Genomic DNA, 16,074 nt, shown 5'->3' with positions numbered 1-16,074 from the left:
CGGGTGACACGTATATGGAGGATCAATTTGAAAACCTGTCAAATGCGTCAAATGCGTCATGGATACAAAAACCCCGCACGAAGCGGGGCACATTTGTCAGAATGGATTGGCACCCGGTGGTGATCCATTAAACGCCTCATCAAATCTCCTTTGCGAGACTGGTTCTATTAACCTCAATCCAGTGAACCCCCTTGATCCACCTTCCGACCGCGCTTGTCTGAAGCCGTGGTCCGTTGTCGATTTAGAAAACATTATCTGACTGACGACCTGTTCACCGGTTTGTTCGGCCCATCGTTTCCAATCAGCGTACAGGTCTGATGACTTCTCGAAGCTGTTGACGTCACGGACACAACGATCACTGATCCATGCTTCGTATGCGTCTTCACTGTCGAGATATTCCGTCGTCGCCTTTCTGAACATCACAGGAGCACTCAAACCTTCGCGCTGCCATGCTAGACAACCTTCGATAGCCCATCGCAGTATACCGGACCATTCAACACGCAACCTGTCGCTTAGTTCAGGATCGCGTTCGTGCGCTGGTATCGTCACGTCGAACGGCCAAAGGTGAATGCGCCGACGCAACGCTTCGTCAACGTCGCGGAATCCTGGACGATGATTGCCAACCAACAACAGCTTAAATTGCGGGGTGTACGTGAAGTAATCCTGTCGCATGAACTGTGCGGTGATCGGGTCACCACCAGTGATAGTCTTGATCCGGCTTTCTGCCCATTTCTTACCGCTTTCCGTCTCGCTTGCGGTGACAAGACGTGCACCGTGAAGCATCGCGAGTTCAGCTGAGTGACGATTGCCTGACGTCGCCTCAAAAGTCGCCATGGAAGCGATTTTGGCGTAATCTCCAAGAATGCCCGTCAGGACATTCAACAGGACTGACTTGCCGTTCCCGCCTGTCCCATGACCGAAGAACAACGCATGTTCTTTCGTGCTTCCCGTCAGACAATACCCAAAGGCACGTTGGACGTAGGACAACATGGTGACGTCACCGGCAAACGTGCGATGCAGGAATGCCAACCACACAGGGCAATGAACGACAGACGATGGTCCGACAGCGGTGATCTTCGTCAAGTAATGCTCCGGATCGTGGGGCTTCAACAGACCAGTACGAAGGTCGACCACACCGTCAGGAGTATTCAACAGCATGGTGTCGGCGTCCCATTGATCGACCAACGCGGCAATCCTGCGATCAGCACGCGCTAGAATTTCAACCGACGTTATGGTGTTTTTCGATTCAAGCTTGCGGTACAAGGATGAAGACGCTTCAAGCTTCGAGGCGAATTCGTTGCAGATCGATCTTGCCAGATGCGATGCAAGTAATGTGTGCTCGGTTTCCCATCGCTGACCGTCGAACTGCAACCACGATCCCCACTTGGCCACATACCGCAACCGCGCGCCGAACCGTTCGACAAGTATTAGATGCTATTGAAGACTCCGTCGCGGCTGACGCTTCGTTGGCAGCGATCGGAACTATCACATCACCGTCAAGCGCAACCACAGTGGCGCATTCGATCGGCGGCGTGTTATGCACCTGTTTGCAACCCTTGCAGGCGAACTCTATCGAGTCGCGCCGGTAGTCTTCACGCTTCAGCCACTTGTCACGGACCAACGCGGACCGACGGAATATCCTGTCCATTCGTTCGGCGTCACAGCCGGTCCAGAACGCCAAGTGACCCAACAACGCGGCGTCGGCACTGGACCGGTCAAACGCATCACCTGAAGGCGATGGAAAGAGTTTTGACAGTACCGCTAGATTTCCCTCGAACAACTGTCCCGGCGTCGCTGTAGCGCCAAACATGGCGTTCATCGAACCACGTGACGAACACAGTCGGCGAATCAATTCGTCGTCGTCAGTTGGTCCGGTGTAATCCGGTCGCGGACCGCTGGTGTCGTACGTGTCAGGTTCGTCAGGTGCGCGTTCAGGAACCACGGACAGGATCAACCCCGTTGTGTCGGCGAACGGTCCCGTGAAGCCTTGACCCAATGCCATGAACCGCTTTTGCGTATAGAATTCCAACCAGTTCTTGCCGCGTAGTTCCTTGCCGAATTTGTTCCGCCGGTTCGACGTCAACAACTGGTCGCACTTGCCGACAAGGTGCATTCCCTTTCCAGACTGTGAGACTTCCGCCGCCGCACCGGCCGCGACAAACTGTTGATAGAGCGTAACGGCTTCCGGTATCCACTGACCGTCCGCACCGATCGCGTCGTCAATGTCGAACAGATAGTAAGGGTCTTTTGCCGTCAGGACGAAACCGACATTCTGACTTGCGGCAACCGCTTCGTCGTATGACTTCCAATTCAGTTCATGGTGCGGGTCGATCGAACGGCCGGTTTGCGGGTTGAATGGGACTTTCCGACCGCGGCCGGTCAGATCGTCCGTGACCATCCTCCAGTTCACGAACTGACGAAGATCGAAGATTGTCTTGCTCATCACGCGCCGCCTACGATCAAGAGGATCGTCATGGCAAACGGCAGATATTGCGCGAAAAGCGCAATGGTGGTATCTAAATACCGCATATCGAAAGCTCCGCATATTTATGGAAACCAGCCGTGACGGGCTGGTTTTTCCGTTTAAGATCGGTGTTGCGTTCCGTCGTCTTGCGGTTTGGTGTCTTTTATCTCAGGCGGCGTTTTCACGCTCGCGACGCCATTCATTGACGGCGTCGATAGCGATCAATGTGCGACCGCCAACTTGCATCACTTTGGGAGCAAGACCCTTCTTACGCCAATTATAGAACGTGGGTTCGCTGATCCCGAAGGCCTTACAAAACTCTTTGATACTGTAGACTTGAGATTGAATGTTCATGGTGTCGTCATCCTTTCCGTTGTTCGTAAGATGACGATGAAGCAAATTAGAGTGATGGTCATTGGAAAAGAAATGGACGTTATTTCTTTCCCCGAAGCTTCTGTTTCTGACGGTAGTGCTTCCACAAGGTCTTAACTTGATTCTCGCGACCTGCACCGGTCGCCACACTCAAAGCCGCCTGACGTGGTGTGATACCGTCCTCGTCCACTAACCGTCGCATAGCGTGCAACTGATTGTTCACAGTCGCCTTACGCCACGGTGGATTTATTGGCACACGTCCTTTCTGACCGGTAACGGTCAGCAACACGTCCATGATGTGCCAAATCTCACTGGTCGGGCTATTATCAAAATCCTCCTTTTCCCATAGGCGTTTCATCCGTGCCGCTTGGCCAGGATCGGGACTTTTTTTCAACGCGATCATGTTTTCGACCACTTTCATCTGATCAATAATCTGGCGTTCATCATCGGTCAATTCGCGCGGTTTCGGTTCGACGTAAGTTCCCGCATCGACTAGGCCGTCTATGCGCCGCAACGCTTCAGCAAGGTCGGCGCGATGACCGGGATAGAACTCTTCAGTCAGGCTAAGCGCTTCCGCCTCGATATCCATTTCCGACCGTGTGGCGATCAGCCAGTCGATATCGTACCAACTGTACCTCATGCGTTCACACCAAACGTCGGGGCACCGGTACGGATAGCATCGGCAAAGTGATCTTTTGACATGTGTCCGTAGTGCTTTTCGACCATACGTGTGTCAGCGTGACCAAGGTTCTTTGCAACGACCAGAAGCGGGACACCGTTCATCACAGCGAGTGACGCCCATGTGTGACGCAGGATATGGAAACTAATCGCCGGTGTGATCTTGGCACGTTCACACGCTTCAGCGATCGGCCGCATTTGGTGCGAGTCCTTCCAAGTTCCCTCACCCGCTTTCGACAACAGAATGTCGCGTGCGTGTTTTCCGTCCGTCAGCGATTTGAAGAACGTCACGCCTTCGTCAGGCAGCACGATGTGACGCGATTTCCCGCTTTTGGATTTGGCGATTGAAAGCGTTCCGGTGTCAGGGTTGAAATCCGAAACAACCAAGCGTGCAAGTTCCGAATACCGCGCGCCTGTCTGCAACGCAGCAATGACAAGGTTCTTGAAATCACCTTCACAGGCGTCAATCAGTGCCTTTGACTCTTTGGTTGTCAGGTAGCGAATACGCGCGACCTCGACCGCTTCAAATGGTTCGACACGACGCCAAGCGACGTCGCTGGAAAGCTTGCTATCTTTGAAGGCGTGGTTCAATGCGGCTTTCAACACAGTCAAGGTACGGTTCGACGTAGCGCGACGACGACGGATCGCCTCTTCATCGTTAGGCACCGTGCCGAACTTCTGTTCCTCACCCTTCCGTGTCCGACGGCGCGTCGGTTGCTTCGCAAGATCGCGATGCCATTTCTTGATTTGATCGGCGGTTAGTTTTTCTGCGACGATCTTCCCCAAGACAGGCTTTATCAGCACTTCAATTCGGTTCTTGCTGTCCGATACGGATTTACCTTTTTCTGTGCGTTCTTCCAGATAGTCGTCGAGTGCATCGCTAACTGTGTAGGGACCGACTCGTTTTGAGGCATTAGGATTTTGGCGATTGGTTGCAGTCGTGCGGACAAAGTCACAAGCCTGATCGAAATCGAGGATCGTTTTGCCGTTGGCGTCCTCAACATCGTCCGGCAACTGGTCAAGTGTTTCGACCACATACGCACCGTCCAACATGTACCGCATGACCCATTTACCAACGTCGGATTTATCGCGTCGATATCCTAGATGGATTCCTGATTTCACGTTGTGGTAGTGCGGCTTTCCCCGTCGTTCCAACTTGTCACGAGCGGTGCTGCTATCCAGTTTTGAGTTTTTTGCGCGCCTTGCCATTGTGTGCCCCGTGTCCAATCTTTGTCCAATATACTGCCTTGGAGTGAGTTAGACAAGCATAGAGCGCGTTGCGCATTCAATATTGTTTCTAAAGATGATTTTCCTCTAAACCACTCTTAGAAGCTGTAAATATGTCGCCCTTTCACGGCGCAAACAGGGGTTCGATTCCCCTTGGGCGTACCAGGTTTTTCAAGCACCTCATTCAGTTGACCACTCCGTGCAGTGCCTTTCAGGCAAGCACCGTAGCGCCACCCACGATGGTAGTGCACCTGTCGTTATGACTTAACTCCTCCACAAATTCTCCGGCAAGTTCGAACCTCCACCAGAAGAGGTAAGGCTCATCCTATGGTGCATATTTTAAAGAATTAATCTACGCCTATTGCAGTACACTTCAAGCACTTATCTAGGGACTTCCCTATATTTCAATATAATGTACGATGATACATAGTAATCTTTGAGTGAAACGGCGTAACGCGAACAACAAGGAGAAAACTATGTCATCAGAGCCAGAAAAACCCTTGCCATCCAGCCGGGCAAGGCGTCACTTCCTAGGAGTGGTACTTGCCACAGGCGGTCGAGTTGCGGCGCTGAGTGCCGCGGCAACGGCGCTTCACTCGCTACCGGCGCAAGCCATGGGCAACAAATGGTGGAACAGACCCGGTGGCGACAAGGGTTCCGGTGATGGCGATGGCGGGAATTGCTTCCTGCGCGGCACGTCGATCAGGACCCCGGAAGGCGAGACCCGCATCGAAGATCTCAAGATCGGCGATCTGGTTGAAACCGTGCGCGGGCAAGCCGTCGCAATCAAGTGGATCGGTCGCCGCACCTACACGATAGCCGGTCCTTCCGTGAGTGAGAACATCACGCCGATTCGTATTGCACGCCACGCGCTAGATGACAAAACACCTGAAAAAGACCTTTACCTTTCCCCCAACCACGCACTCTTGATCGACGGCGTCCTGATCCGGGTGAAGGAACTTGTCAACGGCATGTCGATTACGCGCACCCTTCCCGCGGGGCAGAAGAATGTCGAGTATTTCCACGTCGTGTTGGATAAACATGAGGTGATCTTCGCCGAAGGCGCTCCCGCCGAGAGCTTCCTGATGCGGGAAAGCAACCACGAGGCTTTCGAAAATTTCGCCGAGTATGAACGGCTATATCCCGCCCATTCCCGCACGCCAATGGCCCCTTTCGCGCCATTCGCCGGCTACGAGAGCGGACGGGAGCATCTGAAGGCGCTGCTGCTTCTTGGTGTATCGCCATTTATTCAACTGCGCGATCCGATCCAGGACGCTTACAAGCGGATTGCAACGCGCGCCGCACAGCCTGTCAGTTGATTTGATGTGAGGAGCAACACAGGCTATGCGCGCAAGTGCATAGCCTTAGAACTGAAACGGCCGACTCCTTGAGAGCCGGCCGCTTTTGATTCGTTCGGGATGTTTAGCCTGGCGCCGGCTTTGCAGGCTCGGGCGTTGCCGGTGCTGGAGCCGGAGTTGCTGGCTCTGGCGTCGTTGCCGGTGCGGTCGTGCCTTCTGAGGGTTTGTTGTCGCACGCTGCAAGGCCCAATGCAGCGAGGACAGCAAGCGGTAGGATAAACTTGAATTTCATCACGTCTCCTCCTGATGAGTTTCGTCCCTCCAAATAGCATGTGATACTCTTGCTCATTAGAACAGGGCGGTTTTTTCAAGCTTTGTCACCACGTGTTAGACAAAGTTATGCGACCCGAATCAGTACCTGACCTATTATTGAGGAACTGCCACAGGTATCTGGGCAGCAGGGACCGGTTTCAACCTCCAGACTGGCCCCGAATTCTCCCACCCCAGAGCAACTTCAACCTGCCTTTCAAAGGCAGGTTTTTTTATCAGCTATGCAGCCCCAATATTGTCGCTCTCCATCAGGTCGTCTAAAGCCTCAGCATGATATTCGCTTCGCCTCTCATCACTGGCCGGCTCGTTCAGCGGTACAAGCGTTTTCTCGCTGATATCGTTCTGGATGACGGCAGCCCGATCACCAGTTCTGTTCCCAATACCGGATCGATGCTGGGCCTGACGGATCCGGGAATCAGAGTGTGGCTGTCGCATTCGGACGGGCTGAAACGCAAATACCCACACACCTTGCAGCTGGTCGAGGCGCAAGGAACCATGGTCGGGATCAATACCGGCTTGCCGAACCGCATCGCCGAAGAAGCCATCCTTTCGGGCCTGCTGCCCTCCTTGCGCGGCTACGCGGAGTTGAGGCGCGAACAAAGATACGGCTCGAATTCGCGCATCGACATCCTGCTGCGAGGCACTGAGCGCCCGGACGCCTATGTGGAGGTCAAGAACGTGCATTTTTCAAGGTCCCCCGGTTTAGCAGAATTTCCGGATTCTCCGACCGCACGGGGCGCAAAACACCTGGAAGAGCTTGGCAACATGATCGAAAACGGTCATCGTGGTATCATGCTTTATGTCATTCAGCGTGGAGACTGCGAACGTTTAAGGATTTGCGGCGATTTGGACCCTGTTTATGCGGCGGCGTTCGAACGTGCAATGCGGCGCGGGGTTGAAGCTTATGCTGTAAAATGCCACATCACACCCGAGGGTATCGCCGCGATCAGCACGATGCCGATTATCGATTGACACCGGAAAGAACATGGTAAGCTATCTCGACGCGCAGAGTGCGCCCCTGAAAAATACGGGGCAAATCAGGCTTCACAGCCCGGAAGGGTTTGAAGCCATGCGCAAGGCTTGCCTGCTGACGGCAAATTGCCTGGATGAACTCGCGTCTATCGTTGCGCCGGGCGTTACGACCAATGCTATCGACCGCTTTGTCTTCGAGTTCGGCGCTGACCATGGTGCCCTGCCCGCAACGCTCAATTATCGGGGCTATACCAAGTCTAGCTGCACGTCGATCAATCACGTTGTCTGCCATGGCATTCCCGACGACAAGCCACTTCGGGAAGGTGACATCGTCAATATTGACGTGACCTACATTGTCGATGGCTGGCACGGAGATTCCAGCCGGATGTACCCGATTGGTGAAATCAAGCGTGCTGCCGAGCGACTGATGGAAGTTACCCATGAAAGCCTCATGCGCGGTATCGCGGCGGTGCGGCCTGGCGTGCGAACCGGCGCTATCGGTGCAGCCATCCAGACCTATGCGGAATCGGAGCGCTGCTCTGTGGTGCGAGACTTCTGCGGCCATGGCGTCGGTCAACTCTTCCACGATGCGCCGAACATCTTGCATTACGGCACGTCTAACGAAGGGGTCGAGTTGCGCGAAGGTATGATCTTCACCATCGAGCCGATGATCAATCTCGGCCGGCCGCACGTGAAGGTCCTCGCAGATGGCTGGACGGCCGTGACACGCGATCGCTCGCTGAGCGCGCAATATGAACACACGGTTGGTGTAACCAGGGACGGTTGTGAAATCTTCACCCTTTCGCCAGCCGGTTTGTTCGCCCCTGGCCTGAAATTCGAATAGGGACGGAACGCGCATGAGCGAAGAAAAGCCAGAACCGACTTTCTTCCTCAACGAAACCTCCCAAAAACTTTCAACGAAACAACCCACCGTTGCGACCGATGGTGTTATCCGCAACGCGGAGCAGAAGAACGAACCCGACGAAGAGACACCCCACTACCTTGGCCATCGCGAGCGCATGAAGGAACGCTTCCAGAATGTCGGCCATGCGGGTTTCGCCGATTACGAGATGCTGGAGATGCTGCTTTATCGATCGATAAGGCAAGGTGATACCAAGCCCTTGGCCAAGGCCCTGATGGCGCGTTTTGGCTCGCTTGCGGAAATATTGGGGGCTCCGGAACATCTTCTGCGCGAGGTAAAGGGGTGCGGCCCGGCTGTGACATTCGACCTGAAGCTCGTTGCCGCACTGACTCACCGCGTGATCCGTAGCGACATACGTGAAAAGACAGTGCTAAGCTCTTGGAGCAAGGTGATGGACTATTGCGTCGCGGCAATGGCCTACGAGCCACGCGAGCAGTTCCGCATCCTCTTCCTTGACAAGAAGAATGCCCTGATCGCCGACGAGGTGCAACAGGTCGGCACGGTCGACCACACGCCGGTTTACCCGCGCGAGGTTATTGCCCGGGCGCTGCAGCTTGCGGCAAGCGCCATCATTTTGGCGCACAATCATCCTTCCGGTGATCCGACGCCATCCAAAGCCGATATCGACATGACCAAGACGATCGCGAATATCGGTGCGCAGATGGGAATCGTCGTGCATGACCACATCATCATCGGCAAGAACGGTCATGCCAGTCTCAAGGGATTGAAGCTTTTCTAGCTGTACCGCAAAGCCGATCGAACGCGGTGCCGGTCTCTGCTACGTGCGGGTTCAATCCCGATCATTGAGTTGGAGCAGTTGACTAACGGCATCCGCAACAAAAAAGGCCGCTCGAAGCGGCCTTTTTCAGATCATTGATTGAAGCTTATGCCTCGTCGTCGGTCTTCTTCTTGGCGGCCTTTTTCGGCGCTGCCTTCTTGGCAGGCTTCTTGGCTTCGTCCGACTTGCCGTCGGCCTCGTCGTCGGCCATCAGCGCTTCCTTGGTCACTTTCTTGTCAGTGACGTTGATATTCGACAGAAGGTGGTCGACCACCTTTTCCTCGAATATCGGAGCGCGCAGGTTGTTGACTGCTTCCGGCGTCTTGCGGAAGAACTCATAGATCTGCTGTTCCTGGCCCGGATACTGACGAACCTGATCGTAAACCGCTCGCTGCAATTCCTCTTCGGTCACTTCAATACCGGCCTTGTTGCCGATCTCGGAAAGAACCAGACCGAGACGGACACGGCGCTCGGCGAGCTTGCGATATTCGTCGCGAGCCTCTTCTTCTGTCGTGTCCTCGTCTTCGAACGTCTTGCCGGCTTCCTGCAGGTCATGGCCGATCTGCGCCCAAATGTTGTTGAACTCGGCGTTAACGAGACGTTCCGGCGACTCGAACTGGTATTCGCTGTCGAGCGCGTCCAGAATCTGGCGCTTCACCTTTTGACGGGTAAACTTGCCATACTGGCTTTCGATCTGCTCGCGGATAACCTGGCGCAGACGGTCGGCGCTTTCGATGCCGAGCTTCTTGGCGGTCTCGTCATTGATTTCGAGTGCGCCAGGCTTGGCAACTTCCTTGACGGTCACATCGAAGGTCGCATCCTTGCCCGCTAGATGCGCGGCCTGGTATTCTGCAGGAAACGTAACCTTGATCTGTTTTTCATCGCCGGCCTTGGAGCCGATCAGCTGATCTTCGAAGCCCGGGATGAACTGTCCGGAACCAAGAACCAGCGTCGCGTCGGTGTCAGCACCGCCATCAAAGGGAACGCCATCGACCTTGCCGACGTAGTCCATGGTGATGCGGTCGCCGCTTTCAGACTTGCCCTTCTTCGTTTCGAAGGTCTGGGCAGAACTTGCAACGCGCTTGACCTGCTCCTCGACTTCCTCGTCGGAAACGTCGACCACTTCGCGCGTAACGCTGATCTTCGACGTGTCCTTCAGCTCGATGGCAGGCAGAACCTCGTAGTTGAGCGAGAATTCGAAATCGGCCTGGCCGCTCAGGACCTTGTCGGCTTCCTTCTCGTCTTCAGTCATGACCACTTCTGGCTGGGTCGCGGATTTTTCGTTGCGCTCGGCAAGAATGGTGCGTGAAGAATCACTCAGGATCTCGTTGACGACTTCGGCCATGAACGACTTGCCATACATCTTGCGCAGGTGGCTCATCGGCACTTTGCCCGGCCGGAAACCATTGATGCGCGCTTTTGCGCTGGCGCCTTGGAGGCGTTCGGAAAGCTTCGCTTCCAGATCCTTGGCCGGAACAACGACCTTGATCTCGCGCTTCAGCCCTTCATTGAGCGTTTCAGTAACCTGCATGTCAAACCTTCACTTTTTTAACATTGGTCCCGCCGTTGCCGGCTCGTTAGCCTCATTGCGGGAGAAAAACTGCTGCCATTGTGGCTTCTGGTGCGGATGGAGCGAGCAATGCCCTGCCATCCACGTTGATTTTATTGCTTTATCTCTAACTCAACCTTCAATTCGCGGCACATATTGTAGCACAGAATGTGACACAAAGTTGCGGAAGAAATTGCACCCTAACCGACTGGTCGCTCCCTTTACTTGCCTTATGGGTAAAAATCAATGGTAGCTTCGCACGGGACGAAATTGGATTTTGCCTGCCAATTGCCACCTGCGATTGCAGGGTGACAACCAAATCGAACTGTGCAAATCTGCCTTCCTCGGGGTTGTGAGACAGATTGACTATGGCGGCGTCTTGTCTGAAAGGCGCCATATGTGCATCGCGTCGAAGCTCTCCGGTTGACTTGCAACAACAGATGAATCGTCCGCGGGGACATGGCTTCGAGCTTTTCAAATCGATTGAGGGCATCTATCTCCGCATGGCCTGGAAGTCTCACTGCTATGGAGTCCCGCCCTTGTCACGAGCGTTGATTACAGCATTCAAGCTAGGTTTTACTGCCGCTGTCCTATCAGCATCTGCGGCACTCGCCCAGGAAGCGGCTGCGCCGCCCCCGCCGCCCACCGTGACGGTTGCAAAGCCGGTTGTGCGCGATGTGGTGGATAGCGACGAATTCATTGGAAGATTCGAAGCAGTCGACCAGGTCGCTGTCCGTTCCCGTGTGGATGGCTATCTGGATTCGGTTCATTTCACCGATGGCGCACTGGTGAAGAAGGGCGATCCGCTATTCACCATCGACCAGCGGCCATTTGTGACTGCGCTCGACCAGGCAAAATCGGCGCTCGAGGTGGCCAGGACAACGCTCACCTACGCGGAAGCGCAGTTCAAGCGCACTGAATCGCTCACCGGCAGCGGCACGCTATCCGTGTCGACGCTGGACGACCAGCGGCGTGCCTATTTGGCCGGTCAAGCGAACGTAGTTGGTGCTCAGGCAGCGGTAGACGGCGCCCAGCTCAATCTCACCTATACGCAAATCACTGCGCCTCAAGCAGGCCGTATCGGGCGACGCCTGATTTCGGTTGGAAACCTGGTCAACGCAAATGATACGATCCTGACCACGATCGTATCGCTCGATCCGATCGATTTCTATTTCGACGTCGACGAGCGCAACCTGCTTGCCTATGCGAAGACAGCGCGGGAGAATGGGAAGAACCTGCAGGAGGGCGGCGGCGGACTTGAGGTAACGGTCCGCCTCGCGGATTCAAACGAGCCGCCGTTCAAGGGCAAGCTCGATTTCGCCGAAAACCGCCTCGACGAGGCAACGGGAACGATGCGCGTCCGTGCGCGCTTTCCCAACCCCAACTTCGTTCTGCAACCCGGTCTCTTCGGCCGCGTCGATGTAGCCGCGTCGAATAAATACAAGGGCATCCTCGTGCCTGACGAGGCTGTCGGTTCGGACCAGAACGAAAGAGTAGTCTATGTGGTCGGCGAAGATGGCACTGTGAGCACGAAACCGGTTCGCCCGGGGCCCAAGCTCTACGGTTATCGCGTCATTCGAGAAGGTCTGAACGGCGATGAGACAATCGTCGTCAACGGACTGATGCGCGTTCGTCCCGGTATCAAGGTCAATCCCGAACTCGTGCAGCTTCCGCAGGAAGCGCCGACGACGGAGGCCAGTCAATGAGGTTTGCGCATTTCTTCATCGACAGGCCGATCTTTGCATCCGTCCTCTCGATAGTCCTTCTGCTTGTCGGCAGCATCGCTTATACGCAGCTTCCCGTCGCCCAATATCCGGAAATCGCCCCGCCGACCATCGTCGTGCGAACAGCCTATCCGGGAGCCGACGCCGAAACTATCGCCAACACGGTGGCTACTCCTATCGAACAGCAGATCAACGGCGTCGAGGACATGCTTTACATGTCTTCCTATTCGACCGCCGATGGTTCGATGGCGCTGACCATCACTTTCAAGCTTGGTACCGACCTCGACAAGGCACAGGTTCTCGTACAGAACCGGGTGGCAATCGCTGTACCACAATTGCCCGAAGACGTTCAGCGCAATGGCATAACCACGACGAAGAGCTCGCCGGATCTGATGATGGTCGTCCACGTGCTTTCGCCGGATAACCGATACGATCAGCTCTACGCTTCCAACTATGCCAATACTCGTATTCGCGACGTGCTGTTGCGGCTCGACGGCGTCGGCGACATAACGATTTTCGGCGAGCGCCAGTATTCCATGCGTATCTGGCTCGACCCGCAGAAGCTGGCCGCTTATGGCATGACGTCGGGCGATGTCGTTCAGGCTTTGCGTGACCAGAACGTCCAGGTCAATGGCGGCGCAATCGGCGGTCCGCCCACCTCAGGCACGAATGCCTTCCAGTACACCGTCACCATGCAGGGCCGTTTCGCCGATGCAAGGCAATTTCGCTATGTGATTGTAAAGACCGGCACTGACGGACGCCTTGTGCAATTGCAGGATGTGGCGCGTATAGAGCTTGGCGCGCGAGATTATGTGACGAACAGCTATCTCGATGGTAGTCCTGCCGTCGCTCTCGGTATTTTCAGCAGGCCCGGCACCAATGCGCTCGCCGCAGCGGCGACGATCAAATCCACCATGCAGGAACTCGCCAAGGATTTCCCGCCCGGATTGAAATACGACATCGTCTACGATCCGACGGAATTCATCTCCGAGTCGATCAACGACGTTTACACCACGATCTTCGAGGCCGTCATTCTGGTGGCGTTGGTGGTGCTGGTCTTCCTGCAATCATGGCGAACCGCGATCATCCCCATCGTTGCCATTCCCGTCTCACTCATCGGCACATTTGCCGTGCTTCTGGCATTCGGCTTCTCGCTGAACATGTTGACCCTCTTCGGTCTGGTTCTCGCCATCGGCATCGTGGTCGATGACGCGATCGTCGTCGTGGAAAACGTCGAGCGCAACTTGGCCGCGGGAATGACGCCGAAACAGGCAGCGCATGTCACCATGGACGAGGTAGGCACCGCCGTCATAGCCATATCGCTGGTCTTGATTGCGGTGTTCGCGCCGACTGCCTTTATTCCCGGCATTTCAGGTCAGTTCTATCTGCAGTTTGCCGTGACGATCTCGGCGGCAACCGCGATCTCGGCGCTCAACTCATTGACGCTTTCGCCGGCACTGGCCGCCATTGTGCTTCGACCCCACGACCACGCGCGCTCGAACAACCCGGTGGCCCGTTTCGGACGAAGTCTCGCCAATGGCTTCAACACGGGGTTCGACAAGATGGCATCCGGATACTCCTGGATCGTCAGGCGCCTTGTCGGATCGGCGGTGGGCCTCATCGCATCATTGGTCGTGTTCGTCGGACTGTTGGGCGCCACGTGGTACATGTCGACCATCGTGCCGCGCGGCTTTATCCCGCAAATGGACCAGGGCTATGCAATCGTCGTCGTTCAACTTCCGGAGGGAGCCTCCCTCGCCCGCACCGATGCGGTAATACAAAGAGCCTCGAAGATCATACGCGAAATTCCGGGCGTCAGAAATTCGGTAGCTTTCGCGGGATTCAGCGGCGCTACATTTACCAATGCGTCAAATGCGGGCGTTGTCTTTGCACCGTTCGATTCATTCGACGAACGCATCAAGAATGGCCAGTCGGCAACGTCCATCATTGGCCAGATCTATGGAAGCCTGCAAAGCATACAGGAAGCCTTCATCATTGCCGTGCCACCACCCTCCATTCGCGGCGTAGGCAATGCTGGCGGCTTCAAGATGCAGATCCTCGATCGCGACAGCTCCGATATGCGACGGGTTTTGGCATTGGCGCAGCAGATGATGGGCGAGGCCAACCAGACACCGGGCCTTACTGGCGTCTACACCACCTTCTCGGCGTCGAGCCCGCAATATTTCCTCGAGATCGACCGCGACAAGGCACGGGCGCTTAACGTACCCATTCCCAATATCTTCGAGGCCCTGTCGATAAACCTCGGCACATCCTACGTGAATGATTTCAATGCGTTCGGCCGTGTTTATCAAGTGCGGGCGCAGGCCGATCAGCAGTTCCGCGTCGATCGGGCGGACATTCTTGCCTTGAAGGTGCGATCGGCTACCGGCGCGCTCGTCCCGCTGGGTACCCTCGTTCAGATCAGGGACACGACGGGTCCATCTCTTGTGCAACGCTACAATATGTACGTGTCCGTGCCCCTGCAGGGAAACTCCGCCCCCGGTGTTTCGACGGGGGCGGGCCTGGACAAGATGGAGGAGCTTGCCGCCAAGACGCTCCCGTCTGGCACGACCTTCGAATGGACCGAACTTGCGTTGCAGGAACGAAGCACCGGCAACACTGCGATCCTCATTTTCGCTCTATCGGTGGTCTTCGTCTTCCTGGCCCTATCGGCGCAATATGAAAGTTGGGTTCTGCCGCTGGCAATTGTTCTCATCGTTCCCCTGGCGGTGCTGGCCGCGCTCATCGGCGTGCACCTGCGCGGCATGGACAACAACATTCTGACTCAGATTGGTCTTGTGGTGTTGATTGGTCTGGCGGCCAAGAACGCGATTCTGATCGTGGAGTTTGCGCGACAGCATCAAGAGGAAGGTGCGACACCAGTTGAAGCGGCAATCGAGGCCAGCCGTCTGCGCCTGCGTCCGATATTGATGACGGCCTTCGCCTTTATTTTCGGCGTCGTGCCATTGATGATCGCTGAAGGCCCCGGTGCGGAAATGCGTCAGTCGCTCGGCACTGCGGTCTTCTCCGGCATGCTCGGGGTCACATTCTTCGGCCTTTTCCTGACACCGGTATTCTACGTCGCGTTGCGGTCGTTCGGATACAAGCGCAAGCCGGCGGTCGAGGAAGTTCCTGCTCAATAACGAAGGACGCGAGGCTTACGGGCCTCGCGTCATTTAGCCCGACTATCGGATGGCCGTAGCTCCGCCCGGAGATCATGCCGTCATAGTTACTGTTACGTACTTTATCGAACACAAGTCAGCATGCATGTTCAACCGGACACTGCCGGCAGATGAGTAGCTGGCGCGGTAAATCAGTCGTCTGGGGAAATGAACTATGGCCGATTCAATCCATCCGGCAGCGATAGAACACTTGCCGGTTTTTATCACCGGCCCAAACCAAACCGACTGGCTGTTCAACGCAGTCGTCATCGTTTTGTTGGCGATGGTACTCGTCCTGGGCAATTTCTATTTCCGACTGCATGCCCTACCGGAGCAAATGGCGCATCGGGGAAAAAAGGTGCAAATGGAGATTGTGGCCGTCCTAGCGCTCATTTCCCTTTTCACCCACAACCATATCTTCTGGATCGCCGGCCTGTTGCTGGCTTTGATTGATTTCCCGGATTTCTCCTCGCCAATGGCTTCAATTGCACAGTCGCTCGAGAAACTTTCCGGGCGCGACAGAACCAGTGAGGATGAGGCAGTAGTCTCGCCGCCCGAACCGCAGCCGAAAACTTACATCGCAGGCGGGGGTATCTGAG

The 16,074-nt window shown here is 55.5% G+C and carries 14 protein-coding genes; 7 read left to right on the top strand and 7 right to left on the bottom strand.

The window, feature by feature from the left end; translation table 11 throughout:
- Positions 1-96 precede the first annotated feature (96 nt).
- From CU100_RS10090 to CU100_RS10075, 5 genes are all read right to left on the bottom strand, one after another.
- On the bottom strand, positions 97-1,392 hold the full coding sequence (locus tag CU100_RS10090) for a phage/plasmid primase, P4 family (RefSeq protein WP_245418986.1): 1,296 nt from the start codon (positions 1,390-1,392) through the stop codon (positions 97-99).
- Positions 1,277-2,443, bottom strand: coding sequence for a phage NrS-1 polymerase family protein (locus tag CU100_RS26835; protein WP_170113794.1), 1,167 nt, complete (start codon positions 2,441-2,443; stop codon positions 1,277-1,279). Before CU100_RS26835 ends, CU100_RS10090 begins: the two co-directional genes overlap by 116 nt.
- A 189-nt stretch (positions 2,444-2,632) precedes the next feature.
- A complete protein-coding gene (locus CU100_RS10085; protein ID WP_106716456.1) occupies positions 2,633-2,818 on the bottom strand; it encodes a helix-turn-helix transcriptional regulator in 186 nt (61 codons plus the stop codon).
- 79 nt (positions 2,819-2,897) lie between these two features.
- Positions 2,898-3,425 (bottom strand): hypothetical protein, encoded by a 528-nt coding sequence (locus CU100_RS10080; RefSeq protein WP_146141829.1) that lies wholly within the window; start codon positions 3,423-3,425, stop codon positions 2,898-2,900.
- Between the two features lie 47 nt (positions 3,426-3,472).
- Positions 3,473-4,723 (bottom strand): tyrosine-type recombinase/integrase, encoded by a 1,251-nt coding sequence (locus tag CU100_RS10075; protein ID WP_106716454.1) that lies wholly within the window; start codon positions 4,721-4,723, stop codon positions 3,473-3,475.
- Positions 4,724-5,217: 494 nt separating this feature from the next.
- Here CU100_RS10075 and CU100_RS10065 point away from each other — a divergent pair, with 494 nt between their 5' ends.
- Positions 5,218-6,060, top strand: a complete 843-nt coding sequence (locus CU100_RS10065) for a Hint domain-containing protein (RefSeq protein ID WP_106716453.1) — start codon at positions 5,218-5,220, stop codon at positions 6,058-6,060.
- A 103-nt stretch (positions 6,061-6,163) separates the two neighbouring features.
- Here CU100_RS10065 and CU100_RS26830 read toward each other — a convergent pair whose 3' ends face one another.
- Positions 6,164-6,331: a hypothetical protein gene (locus CU100_RS26830; RefSeq protein ID WP_170113793.1), complete on the bottom strand. Its 168-nt coding sequence runs from the start codon at positions 6,329-6,331 to the stop codon at positions 6,164-6,166.
- Between the two features lie 308 nt (positions 6,332-6,639).
- Between CU100_RS26830 and sfsA the strand changes: the two genes are divergently transcribed.
- The 3 genes from sfsA to radC are packed head-to-tail and all read left to right on the top strand — an operon-like array spanning position 6,640 to position 9,002.
- Entirely contained in the window at positions 6,640-7,341 is a 702-nt protein-coding gene (sfsA, locus tag CU100_RS10060) for a DNA/RNA nuclease SfsA (protein WP_106716452.1), read from the top strand.
- Positions 7,342-7,354: 13 nt separating this feature from the next.
- Entirely contained in the window at positions 7,355-8,185 is an 831-nt protein-coding gene (gene map, locus CU100_RS10055) for a type I methionyl aminopeptidase (RefSeq protein WP_106716451.1), read from the top strand.
- Positions 8,186-8,198: 13 nt separating this feature from the next.
- The gene (gene radC, locus CU100_RS10050; RefSeq protein WP_106716450.1) at positions 8,199-9,002 is read left to right on the top strand and encodes a RadC family protein; all 804 of its coding nucleotides are present in this window, start codon (positions 8,199-8,201) and stop codon (positions 9,000-9,002) included.
- A 145-nt stretch (positions 9,003-9,147) separates the two neighbouring features.
- On the opposite strand, the gene tig is transcribed toward radC, so the two are convergent.
- Positions 9,148-10,572 (bottom strand): trigger factor, encoded by a 1,425-nt coding sequence (tig, locus tag CU100_RS10045; protein WP_106716449.1) that lies wholly within the window; start codon positions 10,570-10,572, stop codon positions 9,148-9,150.
- Positions 10,573-11,093: 521 nt separating this feature from the next.
- Here tig and CU100_RS10040 point away from each other — a divergent pair.
- The 3 genes from CU100_RS10040 to CU100_RS10030 all read left to right on the top strand — a co-directional run bounded on the left by CU100_RS10040 (position 11,094) and on the right by CU100_RS10030 (position 16,073).
- On the top strand, positions 11,094-12,296 hold the full coding sequence (locus CU100_RS10040; protein ID WP_106717209.1) for an efflux RND transporter periplasmic adaptor subunit: 1,203 nt from the start codon (positions 11,094-11,096) through the stop codon (positions 12,294-12,296).
- Positions 12,293-15,457: an efflux RND transporter permease subunit gene (locus CU100_RS10035; RefSeq protein ID WP_106716448.1), complete on the top strand. Its 3,165-nt coding sequence runs from the start codon at positions 12,293-12,295 to the stop codon at positions 15,455-15,457. Before CU100_RS10040 ends, CU100_RS10035 begins: the two co-directional genes overlap by 4 nt.
- A gap of 193 nt (positions 15,458-15,650) precedes the next feature.
- Positions 15,651-16,073: a hypothetical protein gene (locus CU100_RS10030; RefSeq protein ID WP_245418985.1), complete on the top strand. Its 423-nt coding sequence runs from the start codon at positions 15,651-15,653 to the stop codon at positions 16,071-16,073.
- Position 16,074 lies beyond the last annotated feature (1 nt).

The sequence above is a fragment of the Phyllobacterium endophyticum genome (genome assembly GCF_003010935.1).
Classification (GTDB): Bacteria; Pseudomonadota; Alphaproteobacteria; order Rhizobiales; family Rhizobiaceae; genus Phyllobacterium; species Phyllobacterium endophyticum.
This window is presented reverse-complemented; position numbering and strand designations above follow the sequence as displayed.

Coding starts and splice junctions, on each gene's coding strand:
- CU100_RS26835 (WP_170113794.1), bottom strand. CDS start 2,443: ATGAGCAAGACAATCTTCGATCTTCGTCAGTTCGTGAACTGGAGGATG.
- CU100_RS10080 (WP_146141829.1), bottom strand. CDS start 3,425: ATGGATATCGAGGCGGAAGCGCTTAGCCTGACTGAAGAGTTCTATCCC.
- CU100_RS10035 (WP_106716448.1), top strand. CDS start 12,293: ATGAGGTTTGCGCATTTCTTCATCGACAGGCCGATCTTTGCATCCGTC.
- tig (WP_106716449.1), bottom strand. CDS start 10,572: ATGCAGGTTACTGAAACGCTCAATGAAGGGCTGAAGCGCGAGATCAAG.
- CU100_RS10065 (WP_106716453.1), top strand. CDS start 5,218: ATGTCATCAGAGCCAGAAAAACCCTTGCCATCCAGCCGGGCAAGGCGT.
- CU100_RS10030 (WP_245418985.1), top strand. CDS start 15,651: ATGGCCGATTCAATCCATCCGGCAGCGATAGAACACTTGCCGGTTTTT.
- map (WP_106716451.1), top strand. CDS start 7,355: ATGGTAAGCTATCTCGACGCGCAGAGTGCGCCCCTGAAAAATACGGGG.
- CU100_RS26830 (WP_170113793.1), bottom strand. CDS start 6,331: ATGAAATTCAAGTTTATCCTACCGCTTGCTGTCCTCGCTGCATTGGGC.
- CU100_RS10085 (WP_106716456.1), bottom strand. CDS start 2,818: ATGAACATTCAATCTCAAGTCTACAGTATCAAAGAGTTTTGTAAGGCC.
- sfsA (WP_106716452.1), top strand. CDS start 6,640: ATGATATTCGCTTCGCCTCTCATCACTGGCCGGCTCGTTCAGCGGTAC.
- radC (WP_106716450.1), top strand. CDS start 8,199: ATGAGCGAAGAAAAGCCAGAACCGACTTTCTTCCTCAACGAAACCTCC.
- CU100_RS10075 (WP_106716454.1), bottom strand. CDS start 4,723: ATGGCAAGGCGCGCAAAAAACTCAAAACTGGATAGCAGCACCGCTCGT.
- CU100_RS10040 (WP_106717209.1), top strand. CDS start 11,094: ATGGCCTGGAAGTCTCACTGCTATGGAGTCCCGCCCTTGTCACGAGCG.